The sequence below is a fragment of the Enterobacter cloacae complex sp. P40C2 genome (assembly GCF_014930695.1).
In the GTDB taxonomy this organism is placed as follows: domain Bacteria; phylum Pseudomonadota; class Gammaproteobacteria; order Enterobacterales; family Enterobacteriaceae; genus Enterobacter; species Enterobacter pasteurii.
In genome coordinates, this window is the sequence record NZ_JADBRP010000004.1 from 330236 (window position 1) to 343939 (window position 13704).

General features: G+C 57.9%; 12 protein-coding genes. 7 read left to right on the top strand and 5 right to left on the bottom strand.

From position 1 onward, the window contains the following. The first annotated feature begins 2 nt into the window (after positions 1-2). Complete coding sequence (gene arsC, locus IM304_RS10900; RefSeq protein WP_176609782.1) at positions 3-359, top strand: arsenate reductase (glutaredoxin); 357 nt, start codon at positions 3-5, stop codon at positions 357-359. On the opposite strand, the gene IM304_RS10905 is transcribed toward arsC, so the two are convergent. Then, complete coding sequence (locus IM304_RS10905; protein WP_193356042.1) at positions 356-1180, bottom strand: XRE family transcriptional regulator; 825 nt, start codon at positions 1178-1180, stop codon at positions 356-358. The genes arsC and IM304_RS10905 overlap by 4 nt on opposite strands. Positions 1181-1327: 147 nt before the next feature. Between IM304_RS10905 and celB the strand changes: the two genes are divergently transcribed. From celB to IM304_RS10920, 3 genes are read left to right on the top strand one after another with little or no spacing between them, the layout of a single operon-like run. Continuing rightward, positions 1328-2647, top strand: a complete 1320-nt coding sequence (celB, locus tag IM304_RS10910) for a PTS cellobiose transporter subunit IIC (RefSeq protein ID WP_193356043.1) — start codon at positions 1328-1330, stop codon at positions 2645-2647. Between the two features lie 3 nt (positions 2648-2650). Further along, positions 2651-3607 carry a N(4)-(beta-N-acetylglucosaminyl)-L-asparaginase gene (locus IM304_RS10915; RefSeq protein WP_193356044.1) on the top strand — a complete coding sequence of 319 codons (957 nt, stop codon included), beginning with the start codon at positions 2651-2653 and terminating at the stop codon, positions 3605-3607. Further along, positions 3607-5049 carry a M17 family metallopeptidase gene (locus IM304_RS10920; protein ID WP_193356057.1) on the top strand — a complete coding sequence of 481 codons (1443 nt, stop codon included), beginning with the start codon at positions 3607-3609 and terminating at the stop codon, positions 5047-5049. Before IM304_RS10915 ends, IM304_RS10920 begins: the two co-directional genes overlap by 1 nt. Here the strand turns inward: IM304_RS10920 and IM304_RS10925 are convergent. The 4 genes from IM304_RS10925 to IM304_RS10940 all read right to left on the bottom strand — a co-directional run bounded on the left by IM304_RS10925 (position 5039) and on the right by IM304_RS10940 (position 9495). Next, on the bottom strand, positions 5039-5740 hold the full coding sequence (locus IM304_RS10925; RefSeq protein WP_211482948.1) for a DnaA inactivator Hda: 702 nt from the start codon (positions 5738-5740) through the stop codon (positions 5039-5041). The two genes, IM304_RS10920 and IM304_RS10925, sit on opposite strands and share 11 nt — an antisense overlap. A 96-nt stretch (positions 5741-5836) precedes the next feature. Then, complete coding sequence (uraA, locus tag IM304_RS10930; protein ID WP_148420700.1) at positions 5837-7126, bottom strand: uracil permease; 1290 nt, start codon at positions 7124-7126, stop codon at positions 5837-5839. An 85-nt stretch (positions 7127-7211) separates the two neighbouring features. Further along, entirely contained in the window at positions 7212-7838 is a 627-nt protein-coding gene (gene upp / locus IM304_RS10935) for a uracil phosphoribosyltransferase (protein ID WP_040074548.1), read from the bottom strand. 226 nt (positions 7839-8064) lie between these two features. Next, positions 8065-9495: a 6-phospho-beta-glucosidase gene (locus IM304_RS10940; protein ID WP_193356045.1), complete on the bottom strand. Its 1431-nt coding sequence runs from the start codon at positions 9493-9495 to the stop codon at positions 8065-8067. Positions 9496-9761: 266 nt separating this feature from the next. Between IM304_RS10940 and purM the strand changes: the two genes are divergently transcribed. The 3 genes from purM (at position 9762) to ppk1 (ending at position 13702) form a co-directional block, all read left to right on the top strand. Further along, positions 9762-10799 (top strand): phosphoribosylformylglycinamidine cyclo-ligase, encoded by a 1038-nt coding sequence (gene purM, locus IM304_RS10945; RefSeq protein ID WP_148420698.1) that lies wholly within the window; start codon positions 9762-9764, stop codon positions 10797-10799. Beyond that, the gene (gene purN / locus IM304_RS10950) at positions 10796-11437 is read left to right on the top strand and encodes a phosphoribosylglycinamide formyltransferase (protein ID WP_193356046.1); all 642 of its coding nucleotides are present in this window, start codon (positions 10796-10798) and stop codon (positions 11435-11437) included. The genes purM and purN overlap by 4 nt, the downstream gene beginning before the upstream one ends. A 204-nt stretch (positions 11438-11641) precedes the next feature. Continuing rightward, the gene (gene ppk1, locus IM304_RS10955) at positions 11642-13702 is read left to right on the top strand and encodes a polyphosphate kinase 1 (RefSeq protein WP_148420696.1); all 2061 of its coding nucleotides are present in this window, start codon (positions 11642-11644) and stop codon (positions 13700-13702) included. Positions 13703-13704 lie beyond the last annotated feature (2 nt).

Genomic DNA, 13704 nt, shown 5'->3' on the forward strand with positions numbered 1-13704 from the left:
TCATGACAGACGCGGTAAAAATTTACCATAACCCTCGCTGCTCCAAGAGCCGCGATACCCTCAGCCTGCTGAAGTCTAACGGTGTCGACCCCGAGGTGGTACTGTATCTGGAGACGCCGCCGGACGCGCAGACGATCCGCCAGCTGCTTAAGATGCTTGATATGGGCAGCGCGCGCGAGCTGATGCGTCAGAAAGAGGATCTGTACAGGACGCTCAACCTGAACGACCCGCATCTCACCGAAGATCGGCTCATCCAGGCCATGGTCGAGAATCCAAAGCTGATTGAGCGCCCGATTGTGGTTGCGAACGGCAAGGCGCGTATCGGCAGGCCGCCGGAAGACGTGCTCGAAATCGTCTAATCGTTACGCCGCAGCGCTTCCAGAAACGCCTGCGGCGTACTCTCTCCCAGTTTTTTCTGCGCTTTTCCCCGGTTATAAAACTCGCACAGCTGGATCAGCAGCTCCGCCGCGGGTTCACTATTCACGCGCGGAATGATTTCGCGTAGCGGCACAGGGACCTGAACGGCGAGATTGTACCGTGAATGCACTCTTACAGTGACGCTATGCTCCGGCAGCTTCACCTCCAGCCCAAAAGTCTCAACACAATGAATATCAGCCGGACAGGCAGCCAGCGCCGCGTTTACCCAGTGGGTTAGCAGCTGCGGGGAAACGCCCGCATAAAGCCGGGCGTAGCACCAGCCGCTGACGGGTTCACGCGCCCAGAGCAGATGCTGCTCCCCGCCGTCGTCCATATGCAGCGACAGCGGCTGGTGCCACAGCAGCAGCTTTTGCGGCACGATGCCGGCCTTCAGCGCCTTTTTACCCTGCAGCGACGCGCCCTTTTGTCTGGCAGGGGCCGGTTTGAGGTAGCGGTTCAGGGTGGCGCGGGAAACGGCGATCCCGAGCCCGTCATTGACCATCATCAGCAGTTCATCCAGCGGTGCGCCGGTAATATCCCGCAGGGCGTTTACCAGCGAAACCTGCTCCTGTCTCAGCGCCTTGTGTATCACTTTTGGCGTGGTGTGGTTGTCCGAAACCTGCTCGCGGTTGCGCCAGCGCCTGACGGTCGTGACCGAAATACCCAGCTCGACGGCCAGCTCCCTGTCGCTTTTATCCGACCGTTGCAGATAGCGGCGGATGCGCGGCGTGGTGGTGGCATTGGCGTGCAGCTTAATTTCCATCGCGAAGATCTCCGAAACCAACCTTGTGAGATTTATAGTGCATCAGCGAATGCTTTGTGACCGATTTCACCTTTCGCTCGCCGCGCTTCACTGATAATCCACAGACATAACATAAACAACACCTCTCAATCTTGTACGGAGTTCACAATGAACAATGTTCTGGGATTTCTTGAAGCAAAACTGATGCCGCTGGCGGCGAAGACCGCCCAGCAGCGTCATCTTGGGGCCATTCGCGGTGCCTACGTTTCATTCATGCCGTTTATCATTGTCGGCTCCATTCTGCTGGTGATCTCCTCATTCCCGAACCAGGCCTACCAGCAGTTTATGTCTCAGGTCTTTGGTGAGAGCTGGAGTGCAATTATTGAGATCCCGTTCAACGCGGTGTTCTCGACCATGTCGCTGTTTATCAGCTTTCTGGTCGCCTACCGCCTGGCGGAACATTATGGCGAAGACCGCATCTCCTGCGGCATCCTCGCGCTTGTCGCCTTTTTGATCCTGACGCCCTTCATCAGGGTGGCGGAAAACGGCGGTATTACCGTCATGCCGGTAGAGTGGATTGGCAGTAAGGGGCTGTTCGTGGCGATGATCGGCTCCCTGCTGTGGACGGAGCTGTTCTGCTGGCTGAAGCGCAAAAAGCTGGTTATAAAGATGCCGGACGGGGTACCTCCGGCGGTGCAGGAGTCCTTCGCCGCGCTGATCCCGGCCCTGCTGGTGATGATTCTGGTGCTGGCGATCCGCATCCTGTTTGAAAATACCCACTACAACACTATCCACCAGTTTATTTATGACGTGGTTGCAACGCCGGTACGTCACTATGGCACCTCTTATTTTGGCGCGCTGATGACGGTCTTCAGCATCACCATTCTGTGGTCGGTGGGCATCAACTCCGGCTCGATGATCAACGGCATTATTCGCCCGCTGTGGATGGAGAACCAGACCGATAACATTGCCGCGATTCAGGCGGGAACGACGCCGCCGCACATTATCACGGAACAGTTCTTCGACATGATCTGGATGGGGGGCGCCGGGGCCACGCTGTCGCTGGTGATCGCGATGCTGATTTTTGCCCGCAGTAAAAACATGCGCGAAGTGGCCCGCCTCGGCGCAGGAGCATCGGTGTTTAACATCAACGAACCGATACTGTTCGGCCTGCCGGTGATCATGAACCCCATTATGCTCATTCCGTTCAACCTGGTGCCGCTGGTGCTGGTCACCGTGCAGTACGCGGCGATGAAAATTGGCGCGGTTGCCGTCACTACCGGGGTATTTATTCCCTGGACGCTGCCGCCGGTCATCAGCGGATTTATCGTTACCGGGCACCTGAGCGGCAGCGTGATGCAGCTGATCAACCTGCTGATTGGCGCCATGCTGTACCTGCCCTTCATGCGTATCGTGGATAAACAGTACCGCGCCGCGGAGCTGTCCACGGTGGCGCAAACCGACACCACCCTTGCAAAACAGGAGTAAAGCATGTGGGGAATTATCGCAACCTGGCGAATGGCGCTTGAAGGGGTAACGGAGTCTGCTTCTGCCCTGGCGGCGGGAAAACCGGCCGCTGCGTCGGTGGTTGACGCCGTCGCCGCCGTGGAGGACTTCCCGCTTTATAAATCCGTCGGCTACGGCGGGCTGCCCACCGAGAACGGCGAGGTGGAGCTGGATGCGGCGTACATGGACGGCGACACGCTGGCGTTCGGCGCCGTAGGGAATCTGGTGGATATTGCCAACCCGGTGCGCGTGGCCCATGCGCTCAGCCGCCAGCGTTACAACAGCCTGCTGGTTGGCCAGGGCGCGCGCGAATGGGCGCTGAGCCAGGGCTTTAGCGACAAAACCATGCTTACCGACCGCGCCATGCAGCACTACCGCAAGCGCTGCCGGGAGACGCTGGACAAAGGCCTGAGCCCGTACGACGGGCACGACACCGTCGGCATTATCGGTCTGGATATGCAGGGCTCCATGAGCGTAGCGACCTCCACCAGCGGCCTGTTTATGAAAAAACGCGGCCGCGTTGGCGACTCGCCGATCGTCGGCTCCGGCTTTTACTGCGACAGCGAAACCGGCGCGGCGACCGCGACGGGCGTCGGTGAAGATCTGATGAAAGGCTGTACCAGCTATGAGATCGTGCGCCGGATGGCGCAGGGCATGACGCCACAGCAGGCGGCGGATTCGGTGGTGTTTGAACTGGAGGACAAGCTGATGTCGCGCTTTGGCCGGGTTGGCGACCTCTCCGTGGTGTGCATGAATAACCGGGGCGAATTCGGTGCCGCGACGAACATCAAAACCTTTTCGTTTGTGGTCGCAACGGCCCGCCAGCCTCTCACGGTTTTTCGTACCGAACGCCTGCGGGAGAAAACCCATTATCACGCCGTGGACGAGGCGTGGATGCAGGCCTATGCCGCACGCATCCGCGCGCCCATTGAGGAGTCATGATGATCGCTTATCAGTTTATCACCACGCTTGCAGACGCAGCGCCGCAGGGCCACCTGATTGCGCCCGCTTCCAGCGCCCATTTACCGGACAGCACGCTTCTCGCTGAAATGCGCCAGCAGCACAGCATTGCGGACGCGCGCTTTGGCTGCGCGCCCTTTGCCCGCATCACCCTGCTGCCGGACGCGCTCTGGCATGACGCCCTGACCGAAGGGTTGCTCACCGCGCTGCGGCCGCTGGTTGCCGCTCCGGCCAGCGCCGACATCGTGCTGGACGTAACGGATATTGATGAGGTGGTGCTGGCGCAGGTGCTGCGCTTTCTCTTTAATCAGGCGCACAGGCTTAGCGACCTGGGGCTGAAGCAAACGGACCCTTCGGCGGCGCGCATTACGCGCATCACCGCCCTCTGCGTGCCGGAGCAGCAGGCGAGGCTTGAGACGTTCTTCCGCCAGCAGCAGGCCATCGCCCGCGGCATGGTCGCGGCGCGGCGGCTGGCGGATACCCCGTCCGACCGCTGCACGCCGCAGCTTATGGTGGAGGAAGCGCAAAAACGCTGCGCCGCCTTCCCTGCCCTGCGCTGCGAGGTGCTGAATGAAAAGGATATCGTTGGGCAGGGCCTTGGGCTGCTGCACGCCGTTGGCAAAGGGGCGACCTGCCCGCCGCGTCTGCTGGCTATTCATTATGATGGCGCGAACGACGGCCCGGTACGTTGCTACGTGGGCAAAGGCATTACCTTTGATACCGGCGGCCTGTGGCTGAAGGAAGGCGCAGGCATGTACACCATGAAATATGACATGTGCGGCGCGGCAAACGTGCTGGGGCTGATGCTGACCGTTGCAGAGCTGGCGCTCCCCGTGCGCCTCATGGGCGTGCTGGCGCTGGCGGAAAACGCCATCGGCCCGGACGCCATGCAGCCCGGCACGGTGGCGACGGCCTGCAACGGCACCACCGTTGAAATCAACAATACCGATGCCGAAGGCCGGCTGGTGCTGGCGGACGCCATTGCCTGGGCCAGCCGGAAGCACCCTCAGGCGCGCTATATCATTGATATGGCAACCTTAACGGGCGCGGTCGTGAAGGCGCTGGGGTATGAGCTGAGCGGGCTGATGACGCAGGACGAGCCGCTGCGCGAGGCGCTGACGCAGGCGGGAAAACGAAGCGGTGACGAGGTATGGTCGCTGCCGCTGGATGCGCGGCTGAAAAAGCAGACCGACAGCGCCATTGCCGACCTGTGCAATACGCCCCCCAACAATGCGGCAATCAGCGCCTCGGCGGCGTGGCTGCTGCACCATTTCTGTCCGCCGACGATCCCGTGGGCGCATCTGGACATCAGCGGAACGGCGCTGTGGCGTGAGAACGGACGAAGCGTGGCGTCGGGAAGGCCGATTCCGCTACTGGTGGAGCACCTGATGGAAGAGCTCAGGCCCGGCGCAGCTAAAGCTTGAGAATATCTTTCACAAACGGAATAGTCAGCTTGCGCTGGGCGGTAATGGAGGCGCGATCGAGCTGATCGAGCGTATCGAACAGCGTGCGCATTTCGCGATCCAGCCGCTTCAGCAGGAAACGCCCCACGTCCTCCGGCAGCTCGAAGCCGCGCAGCCTTGCGCGCAGCTGAAGCGCCTGAAGCTTGTCTTCATCCGACAGCGGCTGGAGCTTGTAGATTTGCCCCCAGTCCAGGCGAGACGCCAGATCCGGCAGCCCAAGATTAAGCTGGCGCGGCGGGCGATCCCCGGTGATCAGCAGCCGGGTTTTGCCCGACTCCAGAATACGGTTGTAGAGGTTAAAGATCGCCATTTCCCACGGCTCGTCCCCCGCCACGCATTCGATATTATCGATGCAGACCAGGGAGAGATGTTCCATGCCCTCGAGCACCTCAGGCACAAACCAGGTACGTTTATCCAGCGGCACGTAGCCTACCGCGTCACCGCGCGCGGAGAGTTCAGCACAGGCCGCATGCAGCAGATGGCTGCGCCCCGCGCCCTCGCGTGACCAGATATAGATGTATCCGCTGTGTTCCTGGCGCAGCACGTTTTGCAGTGCAGCCAGTAAAGAGGGGTTATCACCCGGCCAGAAACTTGCAAAAGTTTCGTCGTCAGGGAGATAAAGTGGCAGAGAGAGCTGTGCCGGTCCGTTCAGAAATACCTCAACCAGAGATCTTACATAAAATCGGAATGGAGTTTAACACGGAACCTGCAAGGAGAGAACCGGGCGATCCGTCGCCCGGCTTTACGATCAGCGTGGCGCTTTTTCGCTTTCGTCAGCGTCCAGCACCACCTCTTCCGGGCGGATCACCGAGATCAGCTTGAAAATCAGGCTCAGGCCGACGCCCACGATGGTCGCCAGCGCCATGCCCTTCAGCTCGGCCGCACCGATGTGTACCTTGGCGCCGCTCACGCCGATAATCAGGATGACGGAGGTCAGGATCAGGTTTTGCGCCTTGCTGTAATCCACTTTGGATTCAATCAGCACGCGAATACCGGAGGCACCGATCACCCCGTACAGCAGCAGAGACACGCCGCCCATCACCGGGACGGGGATGATCTGGATCGCCGCCGCCAGCTTGCCGACGCAGGAGAGCAGAATGGCGATGATCGCCGCGCCGCCGATAACCCAGGTGCTGTAAACGCGGGTAATTGCCATCACGCCGATGTTCTCACCGTAGGTGGTGTTTGGCGTGGAGCCGAAGAAACCGGAGATAATGGTGGAAAAACCGTTCGCAAACATGGAGCGGTGCAGGCCCGGGTCGCGGATCAGATCGCGCTTAACGATGTTCGCGGTCACCACCAGGTGGCCGACGTGCTCGGCAATCACCACCAGCGCGGCAGGCAGAATGGTGAAGATAGCAAACCATTCGAAGCGCGGGGTATAGAAGGTTGGCAGCGCGAACCAGTGCGCCTCGGCAATGGGGGTGGTGTCCACAACGCCCATTACGAAGGAGAGCGCATAGCCCGCCAGCACGCCGATCAGGATCGGGATAATTGCCATAAAGCCGCGGAACAGCACGGAACCAAACACCGTCACGCCGAGCGTCACCAGCGAGATGATGATGGTTTTGGTGTCCGGCGACTGACCGTCCGCCGGCAGCAGGCCGGCCATGTTCGCCGCCACGCCCGCCAGCTCCAGGCCGATGACGGCAACGATTGCGCCCATCGCCGCAGGCGGGAACATCACGTCCAGCCAGCCGGTACCCGCTTTCTTCACAATGAAGGACACCAGGCAGAACAGCACCCCACACATGATAAAGCCGCCCAGGGCGACCTCATAACCCAGCGGCAGCAGCAGCAGTACCGGGGAGATAAAGGCAAAGCTCGACCCGAGATATGCCGGGATTTTGCCTTTACAGATGAAGAGGTAAAGCAGCGTTCCGATGCCGTTGAACAGCAGCACGGTAGCCGGGTTAATGTGAAACAGGATTGGCACCAGCACGGTTGCGCCAAACATGGCGAACAGGTGCTGCAAACTAAGCGGGATTGTCTGTAAAAGCGGCGGTCTTTCACTCACCCCGATAGCACGGCGCGTCATAGTGTTTTCCTCTGAGTGTCATTGTTATGGGTTTTTATTCAAAAAAAAGCCGACTATCAAAGTCGGCTTCTTTATCGTTATTCGATTATTTAGTACCAAAAATCTTATCGCCGGCATCGCCAAGCCCCGGGATGATGTACCCGTGCTCGTTCAGCCCCTGGTCGACGGATGCGGTATAGAGTTCAACGTCCGGGTGCGCTTTTTCCAGCGCCGCGATACCTTCCGGCGCCGCGACCAGAACCAGCACCTTGATGCTGCTGCATCCTGCTTTTTTCAGCAGGTCGATGGTGGCGATCATGGAACCACCGGTCGCCAGCATCGGGTCAACCACCAGCGCCATACGCTCGTCGATGTTGGAAACCAGCTTCTGGAAGTACGGGACTGGCTCAAGGGTCTCTTCGTCACGATAGATACCTACCACGCTGATACGCGCGCTTGGCACATGCTCCAGCACGCCTTCCATCATGCCCAGACCCGCACGGAGGATTGGCACAACGGTAATTTTTTTACCTTTGATCTGCTCAACCTGTACCGGGCCGTTCCAGCCTTCAATGGTCACTTTTTCCGTTTCCAGATCGGAGGTTGCTTCGTAGGTCAGGAGGCTGCCCACTTCAGAAGCCAGTTCGCGAAAACGCTTCGTGCTGATGTCATGCTCACGCATCAGGCCCAACTTGTGTTTAACGAGTGGGTGTTTCACTTCCACAATCTTCATTCTCTTTCTCCTCTGAGGTGGCATCCGCAAAAAAATCGCGGGATTATACCGCTTTTTTCGGATTGCGCCATACCCATCTTGCTTGACGTATATCAATCAAAATGATTAACGCATAAAAAAACCGGAGACATGGCTCCGGCTTTGGTGCGAGGTTCTGCCGGGTGGCGCTAACGCTTCTCCGGCCTGGAAACCCCGCAGGCCCGGCAAGCGCAGCGCCACCCGGCAATTATAGCTGCTCCCCGTTGCTGGCAATCACCCGCTTGTACCAGTCAAACGACTTCTTCCTGCTGCGGTTCAGCGTGCCGTTCCCTTCGTTATCTTTATCAACAAAGATAAAGCCGTAGCGTTTCTTCATTTCACCGGTGCCGGCAGAAACGAGATCGATACAGCCCCACGGGGTGTAACCCATCAGATCCACGCCATCTTCCACCACCGCTTTTTTCATCTCGCGGATGTGCGCGGAGAGATAATCAATGCGGTACTGGTCGTTCACCGTGCCGTCGCTCTCCTGCACGTCAATCGCGCCAAAGCCGTTCTCAACGATGAACAGCGGCAGCTGGTAGTGATCCCAGAACCAGTTGAGGGAGTAGCGCAGCCCAACCGGATCGATCTGCCAGCCCCAGTCGGATTTCTGCACGTACGGGTTGGAAACCAGGCTCTTGCTCTCGTCGTAATCCAGCTCCGGATTATCCGCCGTCGCTTTGGTGGCGAAGGACATGTAATAGCTGAAGCCGATGTAGTCCACGCAGCCCTGGGCCAGCGCTGCTTTATCCTCTTCGGTGATGTCCAGCGCGAAGCCGCGACGTTCAAAGTAGTTAAGCAGGTGCTGCGGATACGTGCCGCGCACGTGGACGTCGGTGAACCAGTAGCGGCGATGCATGGCGTTCATCGCCATCATCATGTCGTCCGGGGCGCAGGTCAGCGGATAGATTGGACACATGGCAATCATGCAGCCGATTTGCAGCGACGGGTTGATCTCGCGCCCCGCCTTCACCGCCAGGGCGCTGGCCACCAGCTCATAGTGCGCCGCCTGGAACATGACCGGCTCGCGATCTTCACCCGGTGCGTATTTCAGCCCGGAATTGGTAAACGGCGCGAAGTCCTCGTGGAAGTTGGCCTGGTTGTTGATCTCGTTAAAGGTCATCCAGTACTTCACCTTATGCTGGTAGCGCTCAAAAACGACCGTCGCGAAGCGGACAAAGAAGTCGATAAGCTTACGGTTGCGCCAGCCGCCGTATTCCGTCACCATGTGGAAAGGCATCTCGAAGTGGGAAAGCGTGATCACCGGTTCGATACCGTGCTTCAGGCACTCGTCGAACAGATCGTCATAGAATTTGAGGCCCGCTTCGTTCGGCTCCAGCTCGTCGCCTTTCGGGAAGATACGCGTCCAGGCAATAGAGGTGCGGAAGCATTTGAACCCCATCTCGGCAAAGAGTTTGACGTCTTCTTTATAGCGGTGGTAGAAGTCGATGGCTTCGTGGTTAGGGTAATTTTTCCCCTCCAGCACGCCGTTGGTGATTTCACGCGGCACCCCGTGGGCCCCCGCCGTCATGACGTCGGCAACGCTCACGCCCTTGCCGCCCTCTTTCCAGCCGCCTTCAAGCTGATGCGCCGCAACGGCCCCACCCCACAGAAAACCTGCTTTAAATCCTGACATTCGCTTTCCCTCATTCTGCGTTATTTTCTGCAAAAACAGTTACAGAAACCGGTTTCATTTCGATGATGTGCAAAGGGGATAACGGTTGCAAGCAGTTCGCCGAAACCGGTTTCATTTTCGTGAACAGAGTCATGTTTGTCGGCCCGCACGAGCGAGAGTGAAAAAAAGATCCCCGCGCCGAGAATAGGCTCGCAAACGTTTGCCTGGACTGTTAGAATTGCGCCGATTTTTCTTACTAGCTATGCAATCGCGTGGGGATTTAAGCCGTGACCAACAAAACTTCTCTCAGCTACAAAGATGCCGGTGTTGATATTGACGCAGGTAATGCGCTGGTTGACCGAATCAAAGGTGTGGTGAAAAAAACCCGCCGCCCGGAAGTGATGGGTGGCCTGGGTGGATTCGGCGCACTGTGCGCGCTGCCGCAAAAATATCGTGAACCTGTGCTGGTCTCGGGTACGGATGGTGTGGGTACTAAACTGCGCCTGGCGATGGATCTTAAGCGTCACGACACGATCGGTATCGATCTGGTGGCAATGTGCGTCAACGACCTGGTGGTACAGGGCGCCGAGCCGCTGTTCTTCCTGGATTACTACGCAACCGGCAAACTGGACGTGGATACCGCAGCGAGCGTCATTAACGGCATTGCCGAAGGCTGCCTGCAGTCAGGCTGTGCGCTGGTCGGCGGCGAAACCGCGGAAATGCCGGGCATGTATCACGGTGAAGATTATGACGTCGCGGGCTTCTGCGTCGGCGTGGTAGAAAAATCAGAAATTATCGACGGCAGCAAAGTGGCCGACGGCGATGTGCTGGTTGCGCTGGCCTCCAGCGGCCCGCACTCCAACGGCTATTCCCTGGTGCGTAAAATCCTCGAAGTGAGCGGCTGTGACCCGCTGACCACCGAGCTGGACGGCAAACCGCTGGCCGATCACCTGCTGGCCCCGACCCGCATCTACGTGAAAAACGTGCTGGACCTGATCGCGAACGTTGACGTTCACGCTATCGCCCACCTGACCGGAGGCGGCTTCTGGGAAAACATTCCGCGCGTGCTGCCGGACAATACCCAGGCGGTAATCGACGAATCTTCATGGCAGTGGCCGTCCGTCTTCAACTGGCTGCAAACCGCAGGCAACGTAAGCTCTCATGAAATGTACCGCACCTTTAACTGCGGCGTGGGCATGGTTATCGCCCTGCCGGCCAGCGAAGCGGATAAAGCGGTTAAGCTGCTGACTGAAAAAGGTGAAAACGCGTGGAAAATCGGTACGATTAAAGCCTCCGATTCCGAACAGCGTGTGGTCATTGAATGAAAAACATCGTGGTGCTCATTTCCGGTAACGGAAGCAATTTGCAGGCAATTATCGACGCCTGCAGGCAGAAGAAAATCAATGGCACCATTCGGGCAGTATTCAGCAACAAGGCCGATGCGTTCGGCCTTGAGCGTGCGCGGGAAGCGAACATCCCGGCGCACGCGCTGGAAGCCAGCCAGTTTGCCGGCCGCGAGGCATTTGACCGCGAGCTGATGCAGGAGATTGACGCCTGCGCGCCCGACGTGGTGGTGCTGGCCGGATACATGCGTATCCTGAGCCCGGCGTTCGTTGAACGCTACGCCGGACGCCTGCTCAATATCCACCCTTCCCTGCTGCCAAAATATCCCGGCCTGTACACCCATCGTCAGGTTCTGGAAAACGGCGACGAGGAGCATGGTACCTCCGTGCATTTCGTCACCGACGAGCTGGACGGTGGCCCGGTGATTTTGCAGGCGAAAGTGCCGGTCTTCGAGGGCGACAGCGAAGATGACGTAACCGAACGCGTGCAGACGCAGGAACACGCCATTTACCCGCTGGTGGTAAGCTGGTTTGTCGACGGGCGTCTGGCAATGCGCGACGGTGCAGCCTGGCTGGACGGCGTGAAGCTGCCCCCGCAGGGCTATGCGGCCGAAGCGTAGTTTATCGTGTCGGGTGGTGCCGCGCTCACCCGACCTGCACGCGGCATTACCCGATATCCCCTTCTCCAACCCTCTAAAATCCCCAACAAAAAAAATAACTGTCATACTTTTCTGGCACTGTTGGACATATCGTGGAAATGCTCGCCATAATAAGGACGAGACGGATTTACCACGTCCTGTGATTGAACTGGAGTGTGAGCTGTAATGGGTCAGGAAAAGTTATACATCGAGAAAGAGCTAAGCTGGTTAGCATTCAACGAACGTGTACTTCAGGAAGCGGCCGATAAAAGCAACCCGCTGATTGAGCGTATGCGCTTTTTAGGCATCTATTCCAACAATCTGGATGAATTCTATAAGGTTCGTTTTGCTGAACTGAAGCGCAGAATCATCATCAGCGAAGAACAGGGCTTAAACTCGCATTCGCGCCACCTGCTGGGCAAAATCCAGTCTCGCGTAATGAAAGCCGATCAGGAATTTGATGGCCTCTATAACGAGCTGCTGCTGGAAATGGCGCGTAACCAAATCTTCCTGATTAACGAACGCCAGCTTTCCGCGAACCAGCAAAACTGGCTGCGCCACTATTTCAAACATTATCTGCGCCAGCACATCACCCCGATTCTGATCAACCGTGAAACCGATCTGGTGCAGTTCCTGAAGGATGATTACACCTATCTGGCCGTGGAAATCATTCGCGGTGAGAATATTAGCTACGCGCTGCTGGAGATACCGTCTGATAAAGTCCCGCGCTTTGTGAACCTGCCGCCGGAAACCCCGCGCAGACGCAAACCGATGATTTTGCTCGATAACATCCTTCGCTACTGCCTGGACGATATCTTCAAAGGCTTCTTCGATTACGACGCGCTAAACGCCTACTCGATGAAGATGACCCGCGACGCCGAATACGATCTGGTTCATGAGATGGAAGCCAGCCTGATGGAGCTGATGTCCTCCAGCCTCAAGCAGCGCCTTACGGCAGAGCCGGTGCGCTTTGTCTATCAGCGCGATATGCCGGATGCGATGGTCGAAATGCTGCGCGACAAGCTGACCATCTCCCGCTACGACTCCATTATTCCCGGCGGGCGTTACCACAACTTTAAAGATTTCATCGGCTTCCCGAACGTCGGCAAAGCCAATCTGGTAAACAAACCGCTGCCGCGGCTGCGCCATATCTGGTTCGATAAGTTCCGCAACGGGTTCGACGCCATCCGCGAGCGCGATGTGCTGCTCTACTATCCGTACCACACCTTTGAACACGTGCTGGAACTGCTGCGGCAGGCGTCGTTCGACCCGAACGTGCTGGCGATTAAAATCAACATCTATCGCGTGGCGAAAGATTCCCGCATCATCGACGCGATGATCCACGCGGCGCACAACGGCAAAAAAGTCACCGTTGTGGTTGAACTCCAGGCGCGTTTCGACGAAGAAGCCAACATCCACTGGGCGCGCCGCCTGACGGAAGCGGGCGTGCACGTCATCTTCTCCGCGCCGGGGCTGAAAATTCACGCCAAGCTGTTCCTGATCTCCCGTAAAGAGGGCGACGACGTGGTGCGTTACGCCCATATCGGTACCGGTAACTTTAACGAGAAAACGGCGCGTATTTACACCGACTACTCGCTGCTGACTGCCGATGCGCGCATCACCAACGAAGTGCGTCGGGTGTTCAACTTCATTGAAAACCCGTACCGCCCGGTTAGCTTCGACTATCTGCTGGTTTCACCGCAGAACTCGCGCCGTCTGCTGTACGATATGATCGACAAAGAGATCGCCAATGCGCAGAACGGCCTGTCGTCCGGCATTACGCTGAAGCTCAATAACCTGGTGGACAAAGGCCTGGTGGACCGCCTGTACGCAGCCTCCAGTTCCGGCGTTCCGGTAAACCTGCTTATTCGCGGCATGTGTTCACTCATTCCGGAACTGGAAGGGATCAGCGATAATATCCGCGTGATCAGCATTGTGGATCGCTATCTTGAACACGATCGCGTCTATATTTTTGATAACGCCGGCGATAAGCGCGTTTATCTCTCATCCGCCGACTGGATGACGCGTAATATTGATTACCGTATTGAAGTGGCGGCGCCGCTGCTGGACCCACGCCTGAAGCAGCGGATCCTCGACATTATCGAGATCCTGTTCAGCGATACGGTGAAAGCACGCTATATCGACAAAGAACTCAGTAACCGCTATGTACCGCGCGGCAATCGCCGTAAAGTGCGGTCGCAACTGGCGATTTACGATTATATCAAATCACTTGAGCAACCCGATTAACC